This window comes from Streptomyces bicolor (assembly GCF_000719285.1).
GTDB classification, from domain to species: Bacteria; Actinomycetota; Actinomycetes; order Streptomycetales; family Streptomycetaceae; genus Streptomyces; species Streptomyces bicolor.
This window is the reverse complement of the sequence record NZ_JOFS01000009.1, coordinates 228042-250857: the sequence shown is the minus strand read 5'-3', so window position 1 is coordinate 250857 and position 22816 is coordinate 228042. Positions and strand designations below refer to the sequence as shown.

Sequence of the window (22816 nt, the reverse complement as noted above, 5' to 3'; positions counted from 1 at the left end):
GAACTCGTTCACCTTGGCGTCTTTCCTGGCACTCTGTCCGTCCGAGTGCCAGCCGTCCCCGGCCCAGTGTACGGCCGTGGGGTACGCCCCGGGCAAGGCCGGTCATGTGATGCCGTGCCCGGACGTGCTGTCTTGGTTAGCGTCGCCGTATGACGGTGACTTGGGAAGAGCTGGGGTGGGAGCGGCTGGCGGCCGGGGTGGGCCGGTGCCGGCTTCCGGTGTGGGACTGCACGGTGGGGCTGGTCGTCGGGGACGGGGCGGCGCTGATCGTCGACGCCGGGTCGAGCCTCGGGGAGGGCACGCGATTGCGTACCCAGGCGCAGTGGCTCGCCGGGCATCGTGTGACTCATCTCGCGCTGACCCATCCCCACTTCGACCATGTCTTCGGGGCGGCGGCGTTCGCGGGCACGGAGGTGTACGGCGCGGTCGGCGTGGACACGGTCCTCGGCGGACGGCACGCGCGCGAGGAGCTGCGCGGGGACGCGATCCGCCACGGGCTGGACGCCGCCGCGGCGGAGGAGGCCGTGGACGCGCTGGTCCGCCCCCACCACCAGGTGAGCGGCGAGTGGACCCTCGACCTGGCCGGCGGCCGCCAGGTCCTGCTGGCGAACGTGGGCCCCGCCCACACGGCCCACGACCTGGTGGTGCTCGTACCGGGCGAGCTTCCCGGTGATCGGGAGGTGGTCTTCTGCGGCGACCTGGTGGAGGAGTCCGGCGAACCCCAGGCCGGCCCCGACGCCGTACCGTCCCACTGGCCGGCGGCCCTGGACCGCCTTCTGGAGCTGGGCGGCGAGGACGCGCTGTACGTGCCCGGTCACGGAGCGGTGGTGGACGCGGAGTTCGTACGGCGTCAGCGAGACGCCCTCGCGGCCCGCTTCGGCGTGTCGCGGTGATCCGCGGGACGCGCGGCCCGGGCTTCTCCTATCGTCACTCGAATGCGCCAGTACTCACCGGACCTGACCCCGCCCTGGAAGAAGCCCAAGCCGGTACCCGAGGTCCCGGCCGACCCGGGTCTGGTGGTGGAGGAGCCGGGCACGGGTTTCTGCGGCGCGGTGATCCGCTGTGAGGCGGGCACGGTGACCCTGGAGGACCGCTTCGGCAAGCACCGGGTGTTTCCGCTGGAGCCGCGGGGGTTCCTGCTGGAGGGCAAGGTCGTGACCCTCGTACGGCCGTCGGGCGCGGCTCCGGTACGTCCCACCCGTACGGCGTCCGGTTCGGTCGCCGTCCCCGGCGCACGCGCGCGCGTGGCCCGCGCCGGCCGTATCTACGTGGAGGGCCGCCACGACGCCGAGCTGGTCGAGAAGGTGTGGGGCGACGACCTGCGCATCGAGGGCGTGGTCGTGGAGTACCTGGAGGGCGTCGACGACCTCCCGTCGATCGTGGCCGGCTTCGCGCCGGGTCCGGACGCACGGCTGGGGGTCCTGGTGGACCACTTGGTGCCGGGCTCGAAGGAGTGGCGGATCGCCGAGTCGGTGACGAGCGAGCACGCCCTGGTGGTGGGCCACCCGTACATCGACATCTGGGAGGCGGTGAAGCCGTCGTCGCTGGGGATCGAGGCGTGGCCGCGGGTGCCGCACGGGCAGGACTGGAAGGCGGGGGTGTGCCGGGCGCTGGGGTGGCCGTCGGAGAACACCGGGGCGGTGTGGCAGGCGATTCTTAAGCGGGTGGGGTCTTACCGGGACCTTGAGCCGGAGTTGTTGGGGAGGGTGGAGGAGCTGATCGACTTCGTCACGGCGCCGGAATAGGCGGGAAAGGCGCTGGTGGGAATGCCGATGTCCAGCACGGACAGAAGCAGTGTCTCCCCGTACTTCCACATGCGCCGACTCCGGTAGTCGGCACGCTCGCCGCTGCCGTTCGGCTCGGTGAGCACGAGGCACTCCGCCCTGATCGGATCAACGATGAGATACACCGGTACCCCTGCGGCCGCGTAGATCGACCGCTTGGCCACGTAATCACGGTGTGTACTGGAACTGGACACGACCTCGACCAGCATCGTGACCGCTTCGACCGGCAGAAGCCGACCGGACTCCGGTCCGGCACCCCGTTCGAGCACCACCAGGTCCGGGACGGGCTCGCTCGTCTCTTGGTGGATCTCGACGTACTGGCACTGCAACCGCTGCCAACGAGGCTGTGGAACACCGTCCGCGATTTCCGCAACCGTGCGGTTGTGCACGATGTCCGGGGACCTCGTCATCACGATGTCGCCTCGCAGCAACTCGGCCCTGAGACCCTCGGGGACGTCGAGCGTGCCGAAGAAGTCGATCACCTGGCGATCATTCATGGCGGAACCCTAGGAACAGGACACGCACGTTGAGGGCGGCGTGGGGAACCTCCACCCGGACAGGTGATCAGTCCACCAGGTCCCGCACCACCGCATCCGCAAGCAACCGCCCCCGCATCGTCAGCACAGCGCGCCCCTCGTCGTACGGCCCAGCCTCCAGCAGCCCCTCCCCCAACGCCCGCCGAGAAGCCGCCAGCCCCTCCTCCCGCAGCAAACCCAGCGGCGCCCCCTCCCGCAACCGCAGCTCCAGCAGAATCCGCTCGACCCTCCGGTCCTCCTCCGACAGCAGCTCCCGCCCCGCCCCCGGCGACCGCCCCTCCGCCAGCGCCGCCGCATACGCGCCCGGATGCTTCACGTTCCACCAGCGCACCCCGCCCACGTGCGAGTGCGCCCCCGGACCCGCCCCCCACCAGTCCGCGCCCCGCCAGTACAGCTCGTTGTGCAGGCACCGGGCGGCCTCCGAGGTCGCCCAGTTCGACACCTCGTACCAGTCGAAACCGGCCTCCGACAGCACCGACTCCGCGATCAGGTACCGGTCCGCGTGCACGTCGTCGTCCGTCATCGGGACCTCGCCCCGGCGGATACGGCGGGCCAGCTGCGTACCCTCCTCCACGATCAGGGCGTAGGCGCTGACGTGATCCGGCCCGGCGCCGAGTGCCGCCTCCAGCGACGCCCGCCAGTCGTCGTCCGTCTCCCCCGGCGTGCCGTAGATCAGGTCGAGATTCACGTGCTCGAAGCCCGCCGCACGAGCCTCCGCCACGCACGCCTCCGGGCGCCCCGGCGTATGCGTCCGGTCCAGCACGCGCAGCACATGCTGCTTCGCGCTCTGCATACCGAAGGAGATCCGGTTGAAGCCGCCCTCGCGGAGCGTGGCCAGATACGCCGGGTCCACCGACTCCGGGTTCGCCTCCGTCGTGATCTCCGCGTCCGGTGCCAGGCCGAACTCGTCGCGGATCGCCCCCAGCATCCGTACGAGATCGTCGGCGGCCAGCAGGGTCGGCGTACCGCCGCCCACGAAGACCGTGCGGACCTCGCGCGGGTCGTCGCCGAGGACCTTGCGGGCCAGGCGGATCTCGTCGATGAGGGTGTCGGCGTAGTTGTCACGGGACGCCAGCACTCCGCCCGTGCCGCGCAGCTCGGTCGCCGTGTACGTGTTGAAGTCGCAGTAGCCGCAGCGGGTCGCGCAGTACGGGACGTGCAGGTAGAAGCCGAGGGGGCGGTCGGCCGCGTCGGCGAGCGCGTGCAGCGGCAGCGCGCCGTCGGCGGGGACGGGCTCGCCGTCGGGGAGTGCGGAAGGCATGGGTTCTATTGTCCCGTACCTCGCCGGTGTCCCGTGCCCGTCGGTCACTCGGCCTGCAGCACCAGCAGCGCCAGGTCGTCCTCCGGCGGACGGCCGCTGAACTCGTGCACCAGCCTCCGGATGCGTTCCGCGATCAGCTGGGCGTTCAGGCCCGCGCATCCGGCGAGCGCGGTCGCGAGGCCGTCGCCGTCGTCGAACTGGCGGGAGCCGCTGCGCCGCTCGGTCACGCCGTCGGTCACGCACAGGAGGGTGTCGCCGGAGCGCAGCTCGAAGGTCTCGCTCGTGTACGTGGCGTCCTCGACGACCCCGAGGATGGTCTGGGGCTCCGCTGCCGTGTGGACCTCGCCACCCGCGCCCAGCAGTAGGGGCAGGGGGTGTCCGGCGGAGGCGAGGGTGCAGCGGATGCCGCCGTCGAAGGGGGTCAGTTCGCCGTAGAGCAGGGACAGGAAGCGGGTCTGCGGGCCGTCGCCGGGTGCGACCGGACCCACCAGGGCGCGGGCGGCGGCGTCGGCGGCCTCCGTGGCGTCGTCCAGGAGGAGCTGGTTGAGGCGGTCGAGGACGTCGGCGACCCGGTAGCCCTCGCGGGCGAGCAGCCGCAGCCAGGGGCGCGCGATGCCGATCACCACGGCCGCCTCGGGCCCCTTGCCCTGGACGTCGCCGATGGCGAAGCACCAGCGGCCGTCGCCGGCCGGGAACAGGTCGTAGAAGTCACCGCTCGGGCCGCCCTTGTCGCACGGCTCGTACACCAGGGCGCTGGCCACCCCGGGGATCTCCGCGACCGCGCCGGGCAGCAGTCCGCGCTGCAGGACCCGGCTGATGGTCTCCTGCCGGGCGTACTGGCGGGCGGCGCCGATGGCGAGGGCCACCCGGCGGCTGAGGTCCTCCACGAGCCCGGTGACCTCGTCGGGAAAGCGCGCGAGGCCGGCCCGGCCGATGACCAGCGTGCCCAGCGGGCGGCCGCCCGCGATCAGGCGGTACGCGAGCGCCGTGCCGCGGATCCCGCGCTCGCCGAGCGCCGCACCGGGCCAGGGATAGGGGACGGGGCCGGTGCGATGGTGGTCGGACGGCTCCGGCGGCTCCTTCTCCAGGGCGCGGCGGAGTTCCTCGATGAGGTTCTCGGAGCCGTGCCAGACCCGCGCGAGCCGGGGCCCGGCCCCCGCGGCGCCGTCCACCGGCCGGTCTCCCCAGCCGCCGGGGTCGCCGGACCGGGAGTACCCCCAGCGCCCGGCGACCTCGTCCTCCAGCCACACCGCGCACCAGTCCGCCAGCCGCGGCACGATCAGCTGGCCGGCCAGCGCCGCGACCAGGTTCTCGTCGAGCTGACCGGCGAGCAGGTCGGAGGCCTCGGCGAGGAAGGACAGGGCGCCCCGGTTGAGCCAGTCCCGTTCGCGTTCGGGGCGATGGGGGTACGGCGAGTGGTCCGAGTAGCCCAGGTCTCCGTGCTCGAGCGAGGCCGGTGGGTGTCCCTGGGCGAGGGAACCCTGAAGATCTCCCTGGGCGAGGGAAGCCGCCGGATCCCCCTGCTCGCCCGAGGCCGGGAACGCGGGCCGGTCCGGACCCTGCGGCGGCTCCGGCGCGAGGATCTCCGCCACACGCAACCCGCGCTCCAGCGCACGCTCCTGCGCGTACGCCTCGATGTCGTCCCTGACCGCCACGGGATCCTCCGCGGGCAGCCGCGCCCACACGGTCTTGGCGCCGGTGCGGTAGGTGACGCCCCAGGACTCGGCGAGCCGGGCCACCAGCCGCAGGCCGCGGCCGTACTCGGGAGTCTCGTACGGCGCGTCGACCTCACCGTCGCGCGGGGCGCGCGAGGGGTGGTGGTCCAGTACCTCGACGAGGAGGGCGCCGGTGTCCTCCTCCAGCCGGCAGGTGAGCTCGACGTCGGTGCCGGCGTGCACGACGGCGTTGGTGACCAGCTCGCTGACGGCCACGACGGCGTCGTCGACGAGTCGGTCGCTGAGGAGCTCGGTGCCGGGGAGCCCGGAAGTCGCCCACTCGGTGAGGGTGGCCCGCACGAGGGAGCGGGCGGAGCCCGGGGAGAGCGGGGTGCCGGGGAGGGTGGTGCGGGTTTCCGGGCGCATGACTTCCCCCACACGCGGGTGGGATTCGCGATCCGTGCGCGGGCGCGCGCCCTCGTGCGCAGGCGCATCAGAGGCACGGGTAACGGTTTCCCGTTGCACCGGAATGGCCCCCATGGACAGCTCCCCGAACGGTTCGGACGAATACGCCTCAGTCGACGCCGACAGAGTGACAGACTGGCCACGCCCATAAGCACCGAGTTACCGAAGTGGGCCGCCATGAGTGAGAACCGTGCTACGCGTGTGTTCGAAGACGGACAGAAAGACGGTCAAATTCGAGCATCGGAACTACGCCCACTGCTTGCCGCGATGACCGCTGCCCGCGACGGCGACTTCCGCAGGCTCCCGGAGACCGGTGAGGGAGTGGTGGCCGAACTGACGGCGGTCTTCAACCAGATCATGGACCGGAGCACGCACTTCAACCGTGAAGTGCAGCGGGTCAAGCGGGAGTTGGTGCGGCACGGCAGGCTCGACGAGCGGCTCTCGGCGAGCCCGGGGCCGGGTGACTGGACGACCCGGGTCAACGACGTCAACCAAGTGCTCGACGCCCTGGTGGCCCCGGCGGCCAACGCGACGCGCGTGCTCGACGCGGTGGCCGGCGGCGACCTCACCCAGCGCGTCGATCTGCATGACGGCAGCCGCCAGTTACGCGGCGACCTGCGCCGCCTCGGCCGGGCCGTGAACAAGATGGTCGACCAGCTCTCCCTGTTCACCGGCGAGGTCACGCGCGTCGCCCGCGAGGTCGGCACCGAGGGCCGGCTCGGCGGCCGGGCCAAGGTGCAGGGGCTTTCCGGCAGTTGGCGGGACGTGACCGAGGCGGTCAACACGATGGCGTCCCGGCTGACGGCCCAGGTGCGCGACATCGCCCTGGTGACCACGGCCGTGGCCCGCGGCGATCTGACCCGCACGGTCACCGTGGAGGCGACCGGCGAACTGCTCGAACTCAAGCTCACCGTCAACACGATGGTCGACCAGCTCTCCGCCTTCGCCGACGAGGTCACCCGCGTGGCCCGCGAGGTCGGCACGGAGGGACAGCTGGGCGGGCGCGCTCAGGTTCGGGGCGTCAGCGGCGTATGGAAGGACCTCACCGACAACGTCAACTTCATGGCGTCGAACCTCACCTCCCAGGTCCGCAACATCGCCCAGGTCACCACCGCCGTCGCCAACGGGGACCTGAGCCAGAAGATCACCGTCGACGCCCAGGGCGAGATCCTCGAACTCAAGTCGACCATCAACACGATGGTGGACCAGTTGTCCGCCTTCGCCGACGAGGTGACGAGGGTCGCCCGCGAGGTCGGCACCGAAGGCAACCTCGGCGGGCGGGCCCAGGTGCGCGGGGTCAGCGGCGTCTGGAAGGACCTCACCGACAACGTCAACTTCATGGCGGACAACCTCACCTCGCAGGTCCGCAACATCGCCCTCGTGTCCACGGCCGTGGCCCAGGGCGACCTCGGCAAGAAGATCACGGTCGAGGCGAAGGGCGAGATCCTGGAGCTGAAGTCGACCATCAACACGATGGTCGACCAGCTCTCCGCCTTCGCCGACGAGGTCACCCGCGTCGCCCGCGAGGTCGGTACCGAAGGCAACCTCGGCGGTCAGGCGCAGGTGCGGGGCGTCAGCGGCGTCTGGAAGGACCTCACCGACAACGTCAACTTCATGGCGCTGAACCTGACCTCCCAGGTCCGCAACATCGCCCAGGTGACAACGGCCGTGGCCAACGGCGACCTCTCCAAGAAGATCACCGTGGACGCCCGCGGCGAGATCCTCGAACTCAAGGACACCGTCAACACGATGGTGCAGCAGCTGCGCGCCTTCGCCGACGAGGTCACGCGCGTCGCCCGCGAGGTCGGCACCGACGGCCGGCTGGGCGGCCGGGCGCAGGTGCTCGGCGTCTCGGGCGTCTGGCGGGACCTCACCGACAACGTCAACTACATGGCCGACAACCTCACCTCACAGGTGCGGAACATCGCCCAGGTCACCACCGCCGTCGCCAACGGCGACCTGTCCAAGAAGATCGACGTGGACGCGCGCGGCGAGATCCTGGAGCTGAAGACCGCCATCAACACGATGGTCGACACGCTCTCCTCCTTCTCCTCCGAGGTCACCCGCGTGGCCCGCGAGGTCGGCTCCGAGGGGCAACTCGGCGGCCAGGCCCGGGTCGAGGGCGTGTACGGCACCTGGAAGCGCCTGACGACGAACGTGAACGAACTCGCGTCGAACCTGACCACCCAGGTCCGTGCGATCGCCGAGGTCGCCTCCGCCGTGGCCCAGGGCGACATGTCCCGCTCGATCACGGTCGAGACGCGCGGCGAGGTCGCCGAGCTGAAGGACAACATCAACCTGATGGTGGCCAACCTGCGTGAGACGACCCGCGCCAAGGACTGGCTGGAGTCCAACCTGGCCCGCCTCGCCGCCCTGATGCAGGGCCACCGTGACCTGATGGAGGTCGCCGACCTGCTGCTGCGCGAGCTGACCCCGCTGGTCAACGCCCAGTACGGCGCGTTCTTCCTGGCCGACCCGGACGAGGAGAGCGCCGCACTGCGTACGACCGTTCCGGCGAAGGGGCTCGCGTTCATCGCCGGGTACGGCTCGGCGCAGGGCGCGACCGTCGAGACCGGCGGCCTCCCGGTGCACGGCCTGGTCCGGCAGGCGGCCCGCGAGAAGAAGCGGATCCTCGTCGAGGAGGCCCCGCCGGACTACATCAAGATCAACAGCGGGCTCGGCGAGGCGGCACCGACCAGCGTCGTCATCATCCCGATCCTCTTCGAGGACAAGCTCCTCGGCGTGATCGAGCTGGCGTCCTTCTCCCGCTTCTCCGACGTGCACCTGGCGTTCTTCGACCAGTTCGTGAACACCATCGCCGTCGCCATCAACACGATCATCGCCAACTCCCGTACGGAGTCCCTGCTCGGCGAGTCCCAGCGCCTCGCCATGCAGCTCCAGGAACGCTCGGACGAACTCCAGATGCAGCAGGCGGAGTTGCAGCGCTCCAACGCCGAACTGGAGGAGAAGGCGGCCCTGCTCGCGACGTCGTCGCAGTACAAGTCGGAGTTCCTGGCGAACATGTCGCACGAGCTGCGCACGCCGCTCAACTCGTTGCTGATCCTGGCGCGCCTGCTGTCGGACAACCCGGACGGCCATCTCTCGGACCAGGAGGTCCAGTTCGCGACGACGATCCACCGCTCCGGCTCGGACCTCCTGCAACTGATCAACGACATCCTGGACCTGTCCAAGATCGAGGCGGGCCGGATGGACGTACGCCCGAAGAAGCTGCCGCTCATCAAGCTGCTCGACTACGTCCACGCCACGTTCCGCCCGCTCACCCTGGACCGAGGGCTCGCCTTCGAGGTGTCGGTCGGCGAGGGCGTGCCGCGCGAGATGTACTCGGACGAGCAGCGCCTGCAGCAGATCCTGCGCAACCTCCTGTCCAACGCGATCAAGTTCACCGCGTCGGGCAAGGTCGAGCTGCGCGTCAACCGGATGAAGGACCCCGAGCACCAATGGGGGTCCCCCCGCTCGAGCGAAGTCGACAGTGGGGGAGTCCACGAGGGCGACGACGTGATCGCGTTCGCGGTGTCCGACACCGGCATCGGCATCGCGGCGGAGAAACTCCCGGTGATCTTCGAGGCGTTCCAGCAGGCCGACGGCACCACCAACCGCAAGTACGGCGGCACGGGCCTCGGCCTGTCCATCAGCCGGGAGATCGCGGGCCTGCTGGGCGGCCGTATCGTCGCCGAGAGCGAGCCCGGCAAGGGCTCCACCTTCACGCTGTACGTCCCGGTCATCAGCCCCGGTCACGCGGCCACCGGCCCGTCCCTGGAGGACCGTCCACTGCCGATGCCGGAACAGCTGTCGGCCGAGCCCTTCCCGACCGCCCACGACGCGGACGAGAGCTGGCCGGCACCGACCAAGCTGGAGACGTGGCAGACGGGCCGGGCGGGCCGGGTGCTGCCGGGCCGACGGGTGCTGATCGTGGACGACGACATCCGCAACGTCTTCGCCCTCACCCATGTTTTGGGCCGGGTCGGCATGCCGGTGCTGTACGCGGAGAACGGCCGCGAGGGCATCGAGACGCTGGAACGCAACCCGGACGTCGAACTCGTCCTGATGGACATCATGATGCCGGAGATGGACGGATATGAAACGATCTCCGCCATCCGCCGCACCCCCCGCTGGACGGACCTGCCCATCGTCGCCCTGACCGCGAAGGCCATGCCCGGCGACCGGGAGAAGTCCATCGCGCGGGGCGCCAACGACTACGTACCGAAGCCGGTCGACGTGGATCAGCTGCTGACCGTCGTCTGCGACCTCCTGGACCCCGAGGGCGCGGAACGCGGAGCGGACCCCACGAAGCCGGAGAACACCGCAGAACCGGGACCGAGCACTTCCGAGGAGGAAGAGGTCCTGCCGACCATCACCGAATGAGGCCACTACACCATGAGCGCTGAGGCAACGACCGACGAGCGTGGCGGCATCCTCCTGGTCGACGACATGGAGGACAACCTGATCGCGCTGGAGGCCGTCCTGGGGTCCCTCAACGAGCCGCTCGTCCGCGCACGTTCGGGCGAGGAGGCGATGAAGGCGCTGCTGCGCCAACGCTTCGCCCTGGTCCTGCTCGACGTCCGCATGCCGGGCATGGACGGCTTCGAAACGGCCACGAACATCAAACGGCTCGACCAGACCAAGGACGTCCCGATCATCTTCCTGACCGGAGCGGAGGACGACCCCGGCTATGCCTTCCGCGGCTACGCCACAGGCGCCGCGGACTACTTGACCAAGCCGTTCGACCCATGGGTACTGCGGGCGAAGGTGACGGTGTTCCTGGACCTGTACCGCAAGAACAGGCAGTTGGAACGCCTGCTGAGCCGCGAGCACAGCCACGGCGAGGAGCTGAACACCCAACTGGCGGCTCTGGAGGCTCAACTCTCCGGTGACAAACCCCCGGACGTCACGGACCTACGCGCAAGGGTCCACGAGATACGTCGACTTATCGGCGCAGGGGGAGCTGTCTGACCCAAGGGGCGCGGGGAACTGCGCGACAAGCCACAACGAACCGGCAGCCGCCCACGGTCCCCCGCCATCCCTCTCCTACGGTGCTACGCCTCCCGCGTCCCCGCGTACATCTCCTCGATCAGATCTTTGTACTCCCGCTCCACCACCGGCCGCTTCAACTTCAGACTCGGCGTGATCTCCCCGTGCTCGACATCGAGATCCCGCGGCAGCAACCGGAACTTCTTGATGGTCTGCCACTTCTGAAGCCCCTCGTTGAGCTTCTTCACATACCCGTCGACCATCTCGACCGTCTGCGGCGCCGCCACGATCTCCGCGTACGACTTCCCGGAGAGCCCGTTCTCCTCGGCCCAGGCGACAATCGCGACCTCGTCCAGCGCGATCAGCGCCGTGCAGAAGTTCCGGTCGGCGCCGTGCACCAGGATGTTGGAGACGTAGGGGCACACCCCCTTGAACTGCCCCTCGACCTCGGCGGGCGCGATGTACTTGCCGCCCGACGTCTTGATCAGGTCCTTCTTGCGGTCGGTGATGCGCAGGTACCCGTCGGGGGACAGCTCGCCGATGTCACCGGTGTGGAACCAGCCGTCGGCCTCCAGCACCTCGGCGGTCTTGTCCGGCAGCCCGTGGTAGCCCTCCATGATGCCGGGGCCGCGCAGCAGGATCTCGCCGTCGTCCGCGATACGCACCTCGGTGCCGGGCAGCGGCTTGCCGACCGTGCCGGTGCGGTAGGCCTCGCCGGGGTTCACGAAGGACGCGGCCGAGGACTCCGTGAGGCCGTAGCCCTCGAGGATGTGGATGCCGGCGCCCGCGAAGAAGTAGCCGATCTCCGGAGCGAGCGCGGCACTGCCCGACACGCACGCGCGCAGGTTGCCGCCGAAGGCCTCGCGGATCTTGGCGTAGACCAGCGTGTCGGCGACCTTGTGCTTGGCGGCGAGGCCGAAGGGCGCGGAGTGGGTGCCGGTGCGCTTGAAGTTGTCCTGGGTGACCTTGGCGTACTCGCGGCTCACCTCGGCGGCCCACTGGAAGATCTTGTACTTGGCGCCGCCGGCCGCACGGGCCTTCGCGGCGACTCCGTTGTAGACCTTCTCGAAGATGCGGGGCACGGCCGCCATGTACGTCGGCTGCACGACCGGCAGATTCTCGATGATCTTGTCGACGCGGCCGTCGACGGCGGTGACGTGCCCGACCTCGATCTGGCCGGAGGTGAGCACCTTGCCGAAGACGTGCGCGAGGGGCAGCCACAGGTACTGAACGTCCTCGGGGCCGACGAGCCCGGTCGCGGCGATCGCCTTCGCCATGTACGCCCAGTTGTCGTGCGGCAGCCGTACGCCCTTGGGACGGCCGGTGGTGCCCGAGGTGTAGATCAGGGTGGCGAGCTGGTCCTTGGTGATCGCACCGACCCGCTCCTTGACCAGGTCGGCGTCCTTCTCCAGCCGGGCCGCGCCGCGCTTCTCCAGCTCGTCCAGAGTGAGGATCCGGTCGGCGGTCTCGACACCGGCCGGGTCGATGACGACGACATGCGTGAGGTGCGGCAGCTCGGCGCGCTTCTCCACCGCCTTGGCCAGCTGGGCCGCGTCCTCGGCGATGAGCACCCGGCTCTCGGAGTCGGCGAGGATGTACGCCGACTCCTCGGCGTTGGTCTGGGGATAGACGGTGGTGGTGGCCGCGCCGGCGCACATGATGCCCAGGTCGGCGAGTATCCACTCGATCCGGGTCGAGGAGGCGAGGGCCACCCGCTGCTCGGGCTGGACGCCCAGCTCGATGAGCCCTGCCGCGATCGCGTAGACCCGCTCGGCGGCCTGCGCCCAGCTCAGCGACCTCCAGTCGTCCGGGCCCTGGCCGGAGGCGGTGGGCACCGGGTAGCGATATGCCTCGGCGTCCGGCGTTGCCGCCACGCGCTCCAGGAAGAGGGTCGCCACGCTCGGCGGACGGTTCTCGATCAGTGTCTGTGTGTCGCTCACGACATCCTCCGGGGCCCGCGACGGTGCGGCTGGCTCAAATAGCCGGCTTTCCAGTCGGCTCATTACGGCGGTTTTCACTCGCGCGCTCTTGTTTAACTCGCGAGTAACTCTCGAGCAGGGATCAGAGTAAAGGCGGACCGGCCACCGCGTAAGGGTCTGCGGCCTGTCACTTCCTACAGATCACTACCCGCTGTACGCACAGGGGCCCGCCGTACTTGCGCACGACGGACCCCTGTTGCACCGGTTTGCCGGGTCACCCTGTGTTACCAGAGGTTACTTCTTGCCCTTGCCCGACCCCGCGCTGTCATCACTGCTCAGTACGGCGATGAAGGCCTCCTGCGGAACCTCCACGGAACCCACCATCTTCATCCGCTTCTTGCCTTCCTTCTGCTTCTCCAGCAGCTTGCGCTTACGGGAGATGTCGCCGCCGTAGCACTTGGCGAGGACGTCCTTGCGGATGGCGCGGATGGTCTCGCGGGCGATCACCCGGGAGCCGATGGCGGCCTGCACGGGCACCTCGAACGCCTGCCGCGGGATCAGCTCCTTGAGCTTGGCGACGAGCCGTACGCCGTACGCGTACGCCTGGTCCTTGTGCGTGATCGCGGAGAAGGCGTCGACCTTGTCGCCGTGCAGCAGGATGTCGACCTTGACCAGGCTGGAGGTCTGCTCGCCGGTGGGCTCGTAGTCCAGCGAGGCGTACCCGCGGGTCTTGGACTTCAGCTGGTCGAAGAAGTCGAAGACGATCTCGGCGAGCGGCAGGGTGTAACGGATCTCGACCCGGTCCTCGGACAGGTAGTCCATGCCGAGGAGGGTGCCGCGCCGGGTCTGGCACAGCTCCATGATCGAGCCGATGAACTCGGTCGGCGCGAGGATCGTGGCGCGTACGACGGGCTCGTACACCTCGTTGATCTTGCCCTCGGGGAACTCGCTCGGGTTGGTGACGGTGTGCTCGCTGCCGTCCTCCATCACGACGCGGTAGACCACGTTGGGCGCGGTCGCGATCAGGTCGAGGCCGAACTCGCGCTCCAGCCGCTCGCGGATCACGTCGAGGTGCAGCAGGCCGAGGAAGCCGACGCGGAAGCCGAAGCCGAGCGCGGCGGAGGTCTCCGGCTCATAGACCAGCGCGGCGTCGTTGAGCTGAAGCTTGTCGAGGGCCTCGCGCAGCTCGGGGTAGTCGGAGCCGTCCAGCGGATAGAGCCCGGAGAAGACCATCGGCTTCGGGTCCTTGTACCCGCCGAGGGCCTCCGTCGCCCCCTTCTGCTGGCTGGTGACGGTGTCACCGACCTTGGACTGGCGGACGTCCTTCACGCCGGTGATGAGGTAACCCACCTCACCGACGCCGAGGCCGTCCGCGGAGAGCATCTCGGGCGAGTTCGTACCGATCTCGAGCAGCTCATGGGTGGCGCCCGTCGACATCATCCTGATGCGCTCGCGCTTGTTGAGCTGGCCGTCGATGACACGGACGTACGTGACCACGCCCCGGTAGGAGTCGTAGACCGAGTCGAAGATCATCGCGCGGGCGGGGGCGTCCTTGACGCCGACCGGCGCGGGGACCTCCTTGACCACCCTGTCGAGCAGGGCGTCGACGCCGACACCGGTCTTGGCGGAGACCCGCAGCACGTCGTCGGGCTCGCACCCGACCAGGTTGGCGAGCTCCTCGGCGAACTTCTCGGGCTGCGCGGCAGGCAGGTCGATCTTGTTCAGCACGGGGATGATCGTGAGGTCGTTCTCCATCGCCAGGTAGAGGTTGGCGAGGGTCTGGGCCTCGATGCCCTGGGCGGCGTCGACGAGGAGGATGGTCCCCTCGCAGGCGGCGAGCGACCGTGAGACCTCGTAGGTGAAGTCGACGTGCCCCGGGGTGTCGATCATGTTGAGGATGTGCGTGTTGCTCTTGTCGTGGGTGGGAGCCCACGGCAGACGCACCGCCTGGGACTTGATCGTGATGCCGCGCTCACGCTCGATGTCCATCCGGTCGAGGTACTGAGCACGCATCTGCCGCTGCTCGACCACACCGGTCAGCTGGAGCATCCGGTCGGCGAGCGTGGACTTGCCGTGGTCGATGTGCGCGATGATGCAGAAATTGCGGATCAGAGCCGGGTCGGTACGGCTCGGCTCGGGCACATTGTTAGGGGTCGCGGGCACGCAGGGTCCTGTCTCTTGAGGCGCCTTATGCCTCGGGTCGGATCTATACGTAGGTTCCATGGTCCCATGGGCGGCGACCGGGGGGCGGTTTGGGCCGCGATGGGGGGCTTCGCAGGCCGGTTTGGGGTGGCCGGAGTGCCACTGGTAGCCTGGGTGGCTGTGTCTCATGCCCTCTCAGCGCGAGGCACACCCCAAGAAAATCACCCGGTACAAGTCCGTGCGGCTCCCGTGCGGCCTCGTACCAGAACCTGAAAAGGCTCATTCGTGGCGAACATCAAGTCCCAGATCAAGCGGATCAAGACCAACGAGAAGGCTCGGCTGCGCAACAAGGCCGTCAAGTCCTCCCTGAAGACCGCGATCCGCAAGGCCCGCGAGGCCGCTGCCGCGGGTGACGTCGAGAAGGCCACCGAGTACCAGCGCGCCGCGTCGCGCGCGCTCGACAAGGCCGTCTCGAAGGGCGTCATCCACAAGAACCAGGCCGCCAACAAGAAGTCGGCGCTTGCTTCGAAGGTCGCTTCCCTCCAGGGCTGAACCCCTTATCTGGTCTGATCGGATCCGGTTCTCCGGACCCAGCCGCCGGAAGGACCCAGAGCGGGCCCTCTCTCATCCGCTCCCGTCCGGCACCCCGAGCCTGTACGCGGCCTGCGTTCGCCACGCGGGTACGGGCTCAGCAGCTTGAGCCGAAGGCCCCGGCTTCTCGCCCTTCCCCAGGGCGGGTGCCGGGGCCTTCGGTATATGTGCGTCACGACATATGTGCGTCACGACCAGAATTCGTTGGCCATGTCGATGTCCTCGACGCACTCGTCGAGATCGGTGACCTTGTCGCCGACGATCCGGAAGACGATGCCTCCGTTCTCGTCGATGTGCTTGGCGCCCCGGTCGGCGGTGAAGTGGTGCGTGGAGATGGCGTGCCCACGACCGTCGACGAAGATGTCGCGCAGCTCCACCTGGAACGATCCGCCCGTCTCCGAGGAGAGCCGGCCGTAGTACCCGTCGAGGATCGAGTCGATGCCCTTGAAGTCCCCCGACAGTGGGTGCGAGCCGGGTACGTGCTGCGTGCAGTCCCCGGTCATCATCCCGCGCAGGGTTTCCATGTCTCCGCGCTGGAAGGCCTCGTAGCCCCGGCGGACGAGCTGGGCGTGCGGGTGTTCAGCCATGGCCGTCGCCACCTCTCCGCGTCCGGCGATGAACGGCTGATACGAACGATTCTCCTCCTCACTCAGGTGCCGGCCACTTGATCTCGGAGTCCGCGCTGTTCAGGACCAGAAGTCGTCGAGCGCGTCCAGGTCGTCGAAGCACTCGTCGAGGTCGGTGGCCTTGTCCCCGACGATCCGGAAGACGATGCCTCCCTCCAGCTCCACACGCTTGCCCCGGCGCTCGGCCGTGGAGTGGTGCAGGGACACCGCGTGCCCCCGGCCGTCGACGAGGACGTGCCGCAAGTCCGCCTTCAACGTCCCGTTCGTCTCCTCGAAGAACCGCCGGAGCACATCGAGGATCGCGTCCCGCCCCTTGTAGTCGCCCGACAACGGATTACTGCCGGGGAAGTGGTACGTGCAGTCCCCCGCCAGCAGCCCACTCAGGGCGTCCAGATCACCGCGGGAGAACGCTTCGTAGCCCTTGCGGACGAGCTGGGCGTGCGGATGTTCAGCCATGGCCGTCGCCACCTCTCCGTCGCCTCGGCGATTACGGCTGACACCCCGATTCTCCTCCCCGCCGACGCCCCGTCGACTCGATCACGGAGTGGACGCGGTGGACGGAGCTACGCCCGCCCCCTCGAACGTGCCGCTCGCGCGACGGTCACGACCGCCTTCTCCAGGGCGTACCCGGGATCGTCCCCGCCGCCCTTCACTCCGGCGTCGGCCTCGGCGACCGCCTGCAACGCGACCGCCACGCCGTCGGGCGTCCACCCCCGCATCTGCTGACGTACGCGGTCGATCTTCCACGGCGGCATGCCCAGCTCGCGCGCCAGGTCGGCGGGCCGCCCGCCTCGGGCCGAGGACAGCTTCCCGATGGCCCGCACTCCCTGCGCCAGCGCACTGGTGATCATGACCGGGGCCACGCCGGTCGCCAGCGACCACCGCAGCGCCTCCAGCGCCTCCGCGGCCCGCCCCTCGACCGCCCGGTCGGCGACGGTGAAGCTCGACGCCTCGGCGCGGCCGGTGTAGTACCGCCCGACGACGGCCTCGTCGACGGTCCCCTCGACATCGGCGACCAGCTGACTCACCGCGGACGCCAGCTCCCGAAGATCGCTCCCGATGGCGTCGACGAGCGCCTGACAGGCCTCGGGCGTCGCGGACCGCCCGGTCGCCCGGAACTCCTGCCTGACGAACGCCAGCCGGTCCGCCGGCTTCGTCATCTTCGGGCACGCCACCTCCCGCGCCCCCGCCTTGCGCGCGGCGTCGAGCAGCTTCTTGCCCTTGGCCTGACCGGCGTGCAGCAGCACCAGCGTGATCTCCTCGGCGGGCGCCGTGAGATATGCGGTCACGTCCTTGATCGTGTCCGCCGACAGATCCTGCGCATTGCGCACGACCACGACCTTGCGTTCCGCGAACAGCGAGGGGCTGGTCAACTCGGCCAGCGTGCCCGGCTGCAACTGGTCCGGTGTCAGCTCCCGCACGTCCGTGTCGGCATCGGCGGCCCGCGCGGCCACCACCACCTCCCGCACGGCACGATCGAGCAGCAGCTCCTCCTGACCCACGGCGAGGGTCACGGGGGCGAGGGGGTCGTCGTTCGCAGTCTTCCTGGCCATCGCGACAAGCATGGCATGGGGGACTGACAACGGGTTCCCGTGTCGGTGGCGGGCAGCGAGCCGAGCGCCGTGCTACGCCGTCGCCGTCCTCAGCGCCGGGTCCCCGAACTCGGTCAGTGCGCGGGCCGCCGGTATCCGATCAAGCTACGGCTCCTCCCGCCACCCGTCCCACTCCCCCGCGAATTCATCCAGCTCCACCGGATCCAGCCGCCCCTCCTCGTCCCGCAGCACCACCAGCCACTGTGCGTCCTCGGCGTCGTCCTCCCCGGCCAGCGCGTCCCGCACGAGCCGCGGCTCCTCAGCGATTCCGAACCGCTCCCTGAGCACCTCGGCCACCTCCTCCGCCGCGTCGCGGTCGGGCAGCACCAGGACATGTCTCACGTCACTCACGGAGCCATTTTCCGGCACGCCTGCCGAGGCAACCGCCGGCCCTGGAGCGCTCGCACGCCGTCCGCCCGGTCAACCGTGCCGGTCGGCGCCGCGCACCGTCGGCACCCGGTCCAGCTCGATCCCGAACCGCTCCCGGTACACCCCCAGCACCTCCTCGTCCGTGCCCAACTCCCTCTCCTGACGCGTACCGTCGGCCGCCGTCGCCTTGAACGTGCGGCCACTGAGCGTGATCCGTCCTCCCTCCTCCGTCACCCGCGAACACACCAGCGACTGCGTGAAGTGCGACGCCGGCGATGTGCTGTGCCACCACGCCCCCGCCACGAAGTCGCCGAGCACCCGGGGCCTGCGCTCCAACCGGTACTCCGGTCGGCCGGCCATCTCGACCTCCAGGTCCGCCGCCTCCGCCACGTCGTGCCCGCCCCGCACCCCGGCCGCGTCCGGTCCTGCCTCGACGATCCGGAACACGCCCGCGGGATCCACCTGCTCACTGCGCGCCTCGAACGCCAGCGGATAGTGGCTGTGCGCCCCGAAACCGACGTCCGCCAGCCAGGCGCCCCCGTCCACCGTCCCCACCTTCAGCGCCATGTGGTCGTAGGGAATCCCGAGCCGCCCCTTTGGCCCGTGCACCCGAGCCGCGAGCAGCGTCACGTCGAAGCCCAGCGCGGTGAGCAACGCCCCGAAAATCCCGTTCAGTTCGTAGCAGAACCCACCCCGTCCGGCCCCCACCACCTTGTCCAGCAGTCGCTTCTCCTCCAGCACGATCTCCTCGCCGAGGTGGATCGACAGGTTCTCGAACGGCACGGTCTGCAGATGGCGCAGATGCAGCTCGCGCAGCACGTCCACGGTGGGCCACGCCGGGTGCTCGACCCCAAGGCGCCGGAGATAGGCATCAACCTCAACGGAATCCATGCCCTCAGTCTCCCGCCACCTCGAGCTCCGCGCCCGTACCCGCGACCGCCAGCGCTCCGTCCTCGTCCGTCCGCAGCACCACCGCGCCCTGCGCCCGCAGCGCCGCCACGGTGCCGGGAGCCGGGTGCCCGTACATGTTGTCCGCACCGCAACTGATCAGCGCCAGCCGCGGCGCCGCCCGGCGTATCAGCTCCGGGTCCTGGTACGCCGAGCCGTGGTGAGCGACCTTGAGCACATCCACGCCGCCCAGCAGCGCCCCGGCCGGCGATCTCAACAGCGCGCGCTGGGCCGGGGGTTCGAGATCCCCGAGGAGCAGGAGCCGCAGCCCGGCCGACCGGACGAGCATGGTGACACTGGCGTCGTTCGGACCCTCCGGCGCCGGCACCGGCTGGGGCGGCGGCCACACCACCCGCCAGCTCAGCGCCCCGGTGCGCCGCTCCTCCCCGGCCACGGCCCGCGTCAGGGGGATGCGCCGAGCGGCTGCCTCCCTTCGTACGAACTCCACTTGGTCCACGGGCTCTTCGTGCCCGGTGGTCTCGATCGCGCCCACCTCGCGCCCCCGCAGCACGCCGGGCAGACCCGCGACGTGGTCGGCGTGGTAGTGGGTGAGCACGACGAGCGGCACCCTGGTGATCCCGAGCGTGCGCAGGCAGCGGTCGACCAGGGTCGGGTCGGGACCGGCGTCCACGACCACACCCGTCCCCTGGCCCGCCGCGAGCACCGTCGCGTCGCCCTGTCCCACGTCGCACATCGCGAACCGCCACCCGGGCGGCGGCCACCCCGTGACCACCCTGGTCAGCGGCGGCGGCTGCACGACCAGCAGCAGGAGCAGCGCCCCGCAGGCGGCACACCACCAGGGATGCCGCAGCAGTCGCCGGCCGGCGAACAGGACGACCAGCGTGGCGAGCGCGAGCAGCGCCGCCCCGGCCCAACTGCCGGGCCAGTCGATGCCCGCCCCGGGCAGGGCGGCACCTGTCCGGGCCACGTCCGCGATCCACCCCGCGGGCCAACTCGCGCACCAGGCCAGCACCTTGGCCACCGGCATGGCCACCGGTGCCGTCGCCAGTGCCGCGAAGCCCAGCACCGTGGCCGGCGCGATCGCGAACTCCGCCAGCAGATTGCACGGCACCGCCACCAGGCTCACCCGGGCCGACAGCACCGCCACCACCGGCGCGCACAGCGCCTGCGCGGCAGCCGCGGCCGCCAGCGCCTCCGCCAACCTCGGCGGGACCCCTCGCCGGCGCAGCGCGGCGCTCCACCGGGGCGCGAGGGTGAGCAGGGCACCCGTGGCGAGCACGGAGAGCAGGAAGCCGTAACTGCGGGCCAGCCACGGGTCGTACAGCACCAGCAGCAGTACGGCCGTCGCCAGCGCCGGGATCAGTGATCTACGGCGTCCGGTCGCCAGGGCCAGCAGTGCGACGGCTCCACAGGCCGCGGCCCGCAGCACGCTCGGGTCCGGTCGGCACACCACGACGAACGCGAGGGTGAGCCCTCCGCCGAGCAGCGCGGTGGTCCGCAGGGAGATGCCGAGGCGGGGCGCGAGACCACGGCGCTCGGCCCGCTGGGCCAGGCCGGGTGGGCCGATGAGCAGGGCGAGGATGATCGTGAGGTTGCTGCCGGAGACGGCGAGGGTGTGCGCGAGGTCGGTCTCCTTGAACGCCTCGTCCAGCTCCGGGGTGATCCGCGAGGTGTCGCCCACGACCAGTCCCGGCAACAGCGCCCGCGCGTCCGCCGGCAGCCCGTCGGTCGCCTCCCGCAGCCCGCCGCGCAACCGCCCCGCCAGCCGCTGCGCCGCACTCGGCCGCCCCACGACCTCCGGCACGGCCGGATCCCGGACCCGCAGTACGGCGGCGATCCGGTCCCCGTCGGCCAGCGGGGCCGCGAACCGGGCGGTCACGCGCAGCCGCGTGGAGGGGAGCAGCCGTAGCCAGGGCGAATGCCGGTCGGCAGCGGATAGGGACGCGCCATCGGCCTCCCCGGAGGACTCCCATCCAGTTCCCTGGGTGCCGCCGGAGGACTCCCGTCCAGTCTCCATGGCGTCGTCGGAGGACTCCCGTCGAGTCCTCTTGGCGCCGTCGGAAGACGCCCAGCCACCGTCGACGATCATCAGCACCGGCGCCCGCGTCACCACGGCCGCGCCGTCCGCCCCTTCGATGCGCCGTACGTCCGCGTTGATCAGTACGGACGCAGGCGCCATGTGATTCCCCCTGACCCGGGGCCGGGTGAGCCGTGGGTCGGCGGTGACCTCGACCTCAGCGGTCACGGTGGCGTACTCCCGTGCCAGCCCCGGCACCGGTCCGCGCCGCAGATCGGCTCCGTGCAGCCCGGCGGAGAGCGCGGCCGCGGCGATACAGAGCAGGACGGCGGCCGCCGAGATACGCGGCCAGACGAGTCGCGCGGTCGTGGTGGCCGGCCCACGCGGCCCCTTGAGCGGGCCCACCGAGGACTCCTGTCGCCCACCGCCCCACCGCACCAACAGCAGTACGCCTGCCCCGACCAGACCCACGCCCACGGCCCCAGCCGCCCACACCGATGGGGCATCCAGCATCAGCGCCGCCGTCGCCCAGGCGGCGAGCGCGGGTGGGACCAGTCGGAGGTCCGTCGGTCCTTCCTGTCGGGGGTGGGAGGCGCCGAGCCGGCTTCCGGACGCGGCGTGGACGGCGGCACGGGAGGGCGCGAGGTCGGGTGCGCGTACGTCGTGACTCATGGCCGTACGAGATTCCGGAGATCTGCGAAACGACGGGTGCCGATGCCGTTGACTTCCTGCAGTTCGTCCACGGAACGGAAGCCGCCGTGCTGGGTGCGGTAGTCGACGATGTGCTGGGCCAGCACCGGGCCGACGCCCGGGAGAGTGTCGAGCTGGTCGACGGTTGCCGTGTTGAGGGAGACCGGCGCCGTGGGCGCCGCACCGCCGACAGCGACGCCGCCCGAGCCCGTGCCGGACGCCGCGCCGGGGACCGCTGCCGGACCGCCGACGATCACCTGCTCACCGTCCACCAGGAACCGGGCCCGGTTGAGGGCGTCGGTGTTCGTGCCGGGACGCACTCCACCGGCCGCGCGCAACGCGTCCGCGACCCGCGAGCCCGCCGGGAGGCGATGGATCCCCGGCTCGCGCACCTTGCCGCTGACGTCCACCACGATCTCCGCCGCTGCCGTGCCCGCGGCACCCGGGACACCGGCAGCCGCCGAGGCACCCGCCCCGGCTTCCTCACCCGGCTCCCCACCCCCGTACGGGGCCACCGCCCGCACCACCTCGGGCGCCCGCACGGACTGTGTCCGGCCACTCCAGAAGTGCTGTGCGGCGAACCCGGCGGCCAGGACCAGCACCACGGTGAGCGCGACCACACTCCGCCGCTCCAGCCCACACCTCGCCTGCAACCAGACCGGCATCCGCTCCCGCAGCGCCAGCCCGGCCCGCGCCCGCCAGTCCCCGGTGCGGGAGTCACTGCTCCCGGAATCAGCGCCATGACCGGATCCGCCGACCACACCCGCATCCACCACGTCGCCGAGCCCTGCCCCGCCGACCGCACCGGCATCCGCCACACCCGAGCCCGGCATCGCCTCACCGGGCGGGACATCGGAGCTCACAGCCACGTCAACAGGCGGGCCCTGCGGACGCACCCCCGTACCCCCACGCCGAACATCCGGACCCGGCGCCACGCCGTCCTCCGGGACCTGCGTCCCCACCCTCGGCGGCCCCGCCCCCGACTCCCGCCACTCCACGGCCCGTTCGGCGAAAATCACCTCCGCCCGGCGGCGCAGTTCCTCCGCCGATGCCTCCCGTTGCCGTGCCCGCCCACGGTCACGCAGGCGTCGATGACGAGCGCGAACGTCGGAGTGAGGGCCGCGGCCCGGGCCGCTGGTCACAGTCGTCGTGCGTGTGCGTGTGCCCGCGAGAGGGCGTGTCCGGGTGCCCGTACGTGTACGTGATCGAAGTGCCATGCGACGAGGATCGGACACCTCGCCCTACTCGCGATGATCTTGCTCAATACCCGG

17 protein-coding genes are annotated in these 22816 nt (G+C 70.5%); 5 read left to right on the top strand and 12 right to left on the bottom strand.

The window, feature by feature from the left end; all coding sequences use genetic code 11:
- The first annotated feature begins 149 nt into the window (after positions 1 to 149).
- Entirely contained in the window at positions 150 to 893 is a 744-nt protein-coding gene (locus IF78_RS0114210) for an MBL fold metallo-hydrolase (protein ID WP_031476911.1), read from the top strand.
- A 42-nt stretch (positions 894 to 935) separates the two neighbouring features.
- Positions 936 to 1745: a DUF3097 domain-containing protein gene (locus IF78_RS0114205; RefSeq protein ID WP_031476910.1), complete on the top strand. Its 810-nt coding sequence runs from the start codon at positions 936 to 938 to the stop codon at positions 1743 to 1745.
- Here IF78_RS0114205 and IF78_RS0114200 read toward each other — a convergent pair.
- The 3 genes from IF78_RS0114200 to IF78_RS0114190 form a co-directional block, all read right to left on the bottom strand.
- The gene (locus IF78_RS0114200; protein WP_078662436.1) at positions 1673 to 2281 is read right to left on the bottom strand and encodes a Uma2 family endonuclease; all 609 of its coding nucleotides are present in this window, start codon (positions 2279 to 2281) and stop codon (positions 1673 to 1675) included. The two genes, IF78_RS0114205 and IF78_RS0114200, sit on opposite strands and share 73 nt — an antisense overlap.
- A gap of 67 nt (positions 2282 to 2348) precedes the next feature.
- Positions 2349 to 3581 (bottom strand): radical SAM family heme chaperone HemW, encoded by a 1233-nt coding sequence (gene hemW / locus IF78_RS0114195; RefSeq protein ID WP_031476908.1) that lies wholly within the window; start codon positions 3579 to 3581, stop codon positions 2349 to 2351.
- Positions 3582 to 3625: 44 nt separating this feature from the next.
- Positions 3626 to 5776: a SpoIIE family protein phosphatase gene (locus IF78_RS0114190; RefSeq protein WP_031476907.1), complete on the bottom strand. Its 2151-nt coding sequence runs from the start codon at positions 5774 to 5776 to the stop codon at positions 3626 to 3628.
- 192 nt (positions 5777 to 5968) lie between these two features.
- Between IF78_RS0114190 and IF78_RS0114185 the strand changes: the two genes are divergently transcribed.
- Together IF78_RS0114185 and IF78_RS0114180 are read left to right on the top strand one after the other, a co-directional pair.
- The gene (locus IF78_RS0114185; RefSeq protein ID WP_051827823.1) at positions 5969 to 10084 is read left to right on the top strand and encodes a HAMP domain-containing protein; all 4116 of its coding nucleotides are present in this window, start codon (positions 5969 to 5971) and stop codon (positions 10082 to 10084) included.
- 12 nt (positions 10085 to 10096) lie between these two features.
- Positions 10097 to 10672, top strand: coding sequence for a response regulator (locus tag IF78_RS0114180; RefSeq protein WP_031476905.1), 576 nt, complete (start codon positions 10097 to 10099; stop codon positions 10670 to 10672).
- An 83-nt stretch (positions 10673 to 10755) separates the two neighbouring features.
- On the opposite strand, the gene IF78_RS0114175 is transcribed toward IF78_RS0114180, so the two are convergent.
- Together IF78_RS0114175 and lepA are read right to left on the bottom strand one after the other, a co-directional pair.
- Positions 10756 to 12630 carry an AMP-dependent synthetase/ligase gene (locus IF78_RS0114175; protein ID WP_031476904.1) on the bottom strand — a complete coding sequence of 625 codons (1875 nt, stop codon included), beginning with the start codon at positions 12628 to 12630 and terminating at the stop codon, positions 10756 to 10758.
- 273 nt (positions 12631 to 12903) lie between these two features.
- On the bottom strand, positions 12904 to 14772 hold the full coding sequence (gene lepA / locus IF78_RS0114170) for a translation elongation factor 4 (RefSeq protein WP_031476903.1): 1869 nt from the start codon (positions 14770 to 14772) through the stop codon (positions 12904 to 12906).
- A 264-nt stretch (positions 14773 to 15036) separates the two neighbouring features.
- Between lepA and rpsT the strand changes: the two genes are divergently transcribed.
- Positions 15037 to 15303: a 30S ribosomal protein S20 gene (gene rpsT, locus IF78_RS0114165; RefSeq protein ID WP_031476902.1), complete on the top strand. Its 267-nt coding sequence runs from the start codon at positions 15037 to 15039 to the stop codon at positions 15301 to 15303.
- Between the two features lie 227 nt (positions 15304 to 15530).
- Here rpsT and IF78_RS0114160 read toward each other — a convergent pair whose 3' ends face one another.
- The 7 genes from IF78_RS0114160 to IF78_RS0114130 all read right to left on the bottom strand — a co-directional run bounded on the left by IF78_RS0114160 (position 15531) and on the right by IF78_RS0114130 (position 22762).
- Complete coding sequence (locus IF78_RS0114160) at positions 15531 to 15929, bottom strand: nuclear transport factor 2 family protein (RefSeq protein ID WP_031476901.1); 399 nt, start codon at positions 15927 to 15929, stop codon at positions 15531 to 15533.
- Between the two features lie 99 nt (positions 15930 to 16028).
- Positions 16029 to 16424, bottom strand: coding sequence for a nuclear transport factor 2 family protein (locus tag IF78_RS0114155; protein ID WP_031476900.1), 396 nt, complete (start codon positions 16422 to 16424; stop codon positions 16029 to 16031).
- Between the two features lie 107 nt (positions 16425 to 16531).
- A complete protein-coding gene (holA, locus tag IF78_RS0114150; RefSeq protein ID WP_199921348.1) occupies positions 16532 to 17521 on the bottom strand; it encodes a DNA polymerase III subunit delta in 990 nt (329 codons plus the stop codon).
- 144 nt (positions 17522 to 17665) lie between these two features.
- A complete protein-coding gene (locus tag IF78_RS0114145; protein WP_031476898.1) occupies positions 17666 to 17911 on the bottom strand; it encodes a hypothetical protein in 246 nt (81 codons plus the stop codon).
- A 69-nt stretch (positions 17912 to 17980) separates the two neighbouring features.
- Positions 17981 to 18820 carry an arylamine N-acetyltransferase family protein gene (locus IF78_RS0114140; protein ID WP_031476897.1) on the bottom strand — a complete coding sequence of 280 codons (840 nt, stop codon included), beginning with the start codon at positions 18818 to 18820 and terminating at the stop codon, positions 17981 to 17983.
- Positions 18821 to 18824: 4 nt separating this feature from the next.
- Positions 18825 to 21527 carry a ComEC/Rec2 family competence protein gene (locus tag IF78_RS0114135; protein WP_031476896.1) on the bottom strand — a complete coding sequence of 901 codons (2703 nt, stop codon included), beginning with the start codon at positions 21525 to 21527 and terminating at the stop codon, positions 18825 to 18827.
- Positions 21524 to 22762 (bottom strand): ComEA family DNA-binding protein, encoded by a 1239-nt coding sequence (locus IF78_RS0114130; protein ID WP_234439706.1) that lies wholly within the window; start codon positions 22760 to 22762, stop codon positions 21524 to 21526. The genes IF78_RS0114135 and IF78_RS0114130 overlap by 4 nt, the downstream gene beginning before the upstream one ends.
- Positions 22763 to 22816 lie beyond the last annotated feature (54 nt).

Excerpts from the sequence above, each read along its gene's own strand:
- IF78_RS0114210 (WP_031476911.1), top strand. The coding sequence starts at position 150 with ATGACGGTGACTTGGGAAGAGCTGGGGTGGGAGCGGCTGGCGGCCGGG.
- IF78_RS0114205 (WP_031476910.1), top strand. The coding sequence starts at position 936 with ATGCGCCAGTACTCACCGGACCTGACCCCGCCCTGGAAGAAGCCCAAG.
- IF78_RS0114200 (WP_078662436.1), bottom strand. The coding sequence starts at position 2,281 with ATGAATGATCGCCAGGTGATCGACTTCTTCGGCACGCTCGACGTCCCC.
- hemW (WP_031476908.1), bottom strand. The coding sequence starts at position 3,581 with ATGCCTTCCGCACTCCCCGACGGCGAGCCCGTCCCCGCCGACGGCGCG.
- IF78_RS0114190 (WP_031476907.1), bottom strand. The coding sequence starts at position 5,776 with ATGGGGGCCATTCCGGTGCAACGGGAAACCGTTACCCGTGCCTCTGAT.
- IF78_RS0114185 (WP_051827823.1), top strand. The coding sequence starts at position 5,969 with ATGACCGCTGCCCGCGACGGCGACTTCCGCAGGCTCCCGGAGACCGGT.
- IF78_RS0114180 (WP_031476905.1), top strand. The coding sequence starts at position 10,097 with ATGAGCGCTGAGGCAACGACCGACGAGCGTGGCGGCATCCTCCTGGTC.
- IF78_RS0114160 (WP_031476901.1), bottom strand. The coding sequence starts at position 15,929 with ATGGCTGAACACCCGCACGCCCAGCTCGTCCGCCGGGGCTACGAGGCC.
- IF78_RS0114155 (WP_031476900.1), bottom strand. The coding sequence starts at position 16,424 with ATGGCTGAACATCCGCACGCCCAGCTCGTCCGCAAGGGCTACGAAGCG.
- holA (WP_199921348.1), bottom strand. The coding sequence starts at position 17,521 with ATGGCCAGGAAGACTGCGAACGACGACCCCCTCGCCCCCGTGACCCTC.
- IF78_RS0114140 (WP_031476897.1), bottom strand. The coding sequence starts at position 18,820 with ATGGATTCCGTTGAGGTTGATGCCTATCTCCGGCGCCTTGGGGTCGAG.
- IF78_RS0114135 (WP_031476896.1), bottom strand. The coding sequence starts at position 21,527 with ATGAGTCACGACGTACGCGCACCCGACCTCGCGCCCTCCCGTGCCGCC.
- IF78_RS0114130 (WP_234439706.1), bottom strand. The coding sequence starts at position 22,762 with ATGGCACTTCGATCACGTACACGTACGGGCACCCGGACACGCCCTCTC.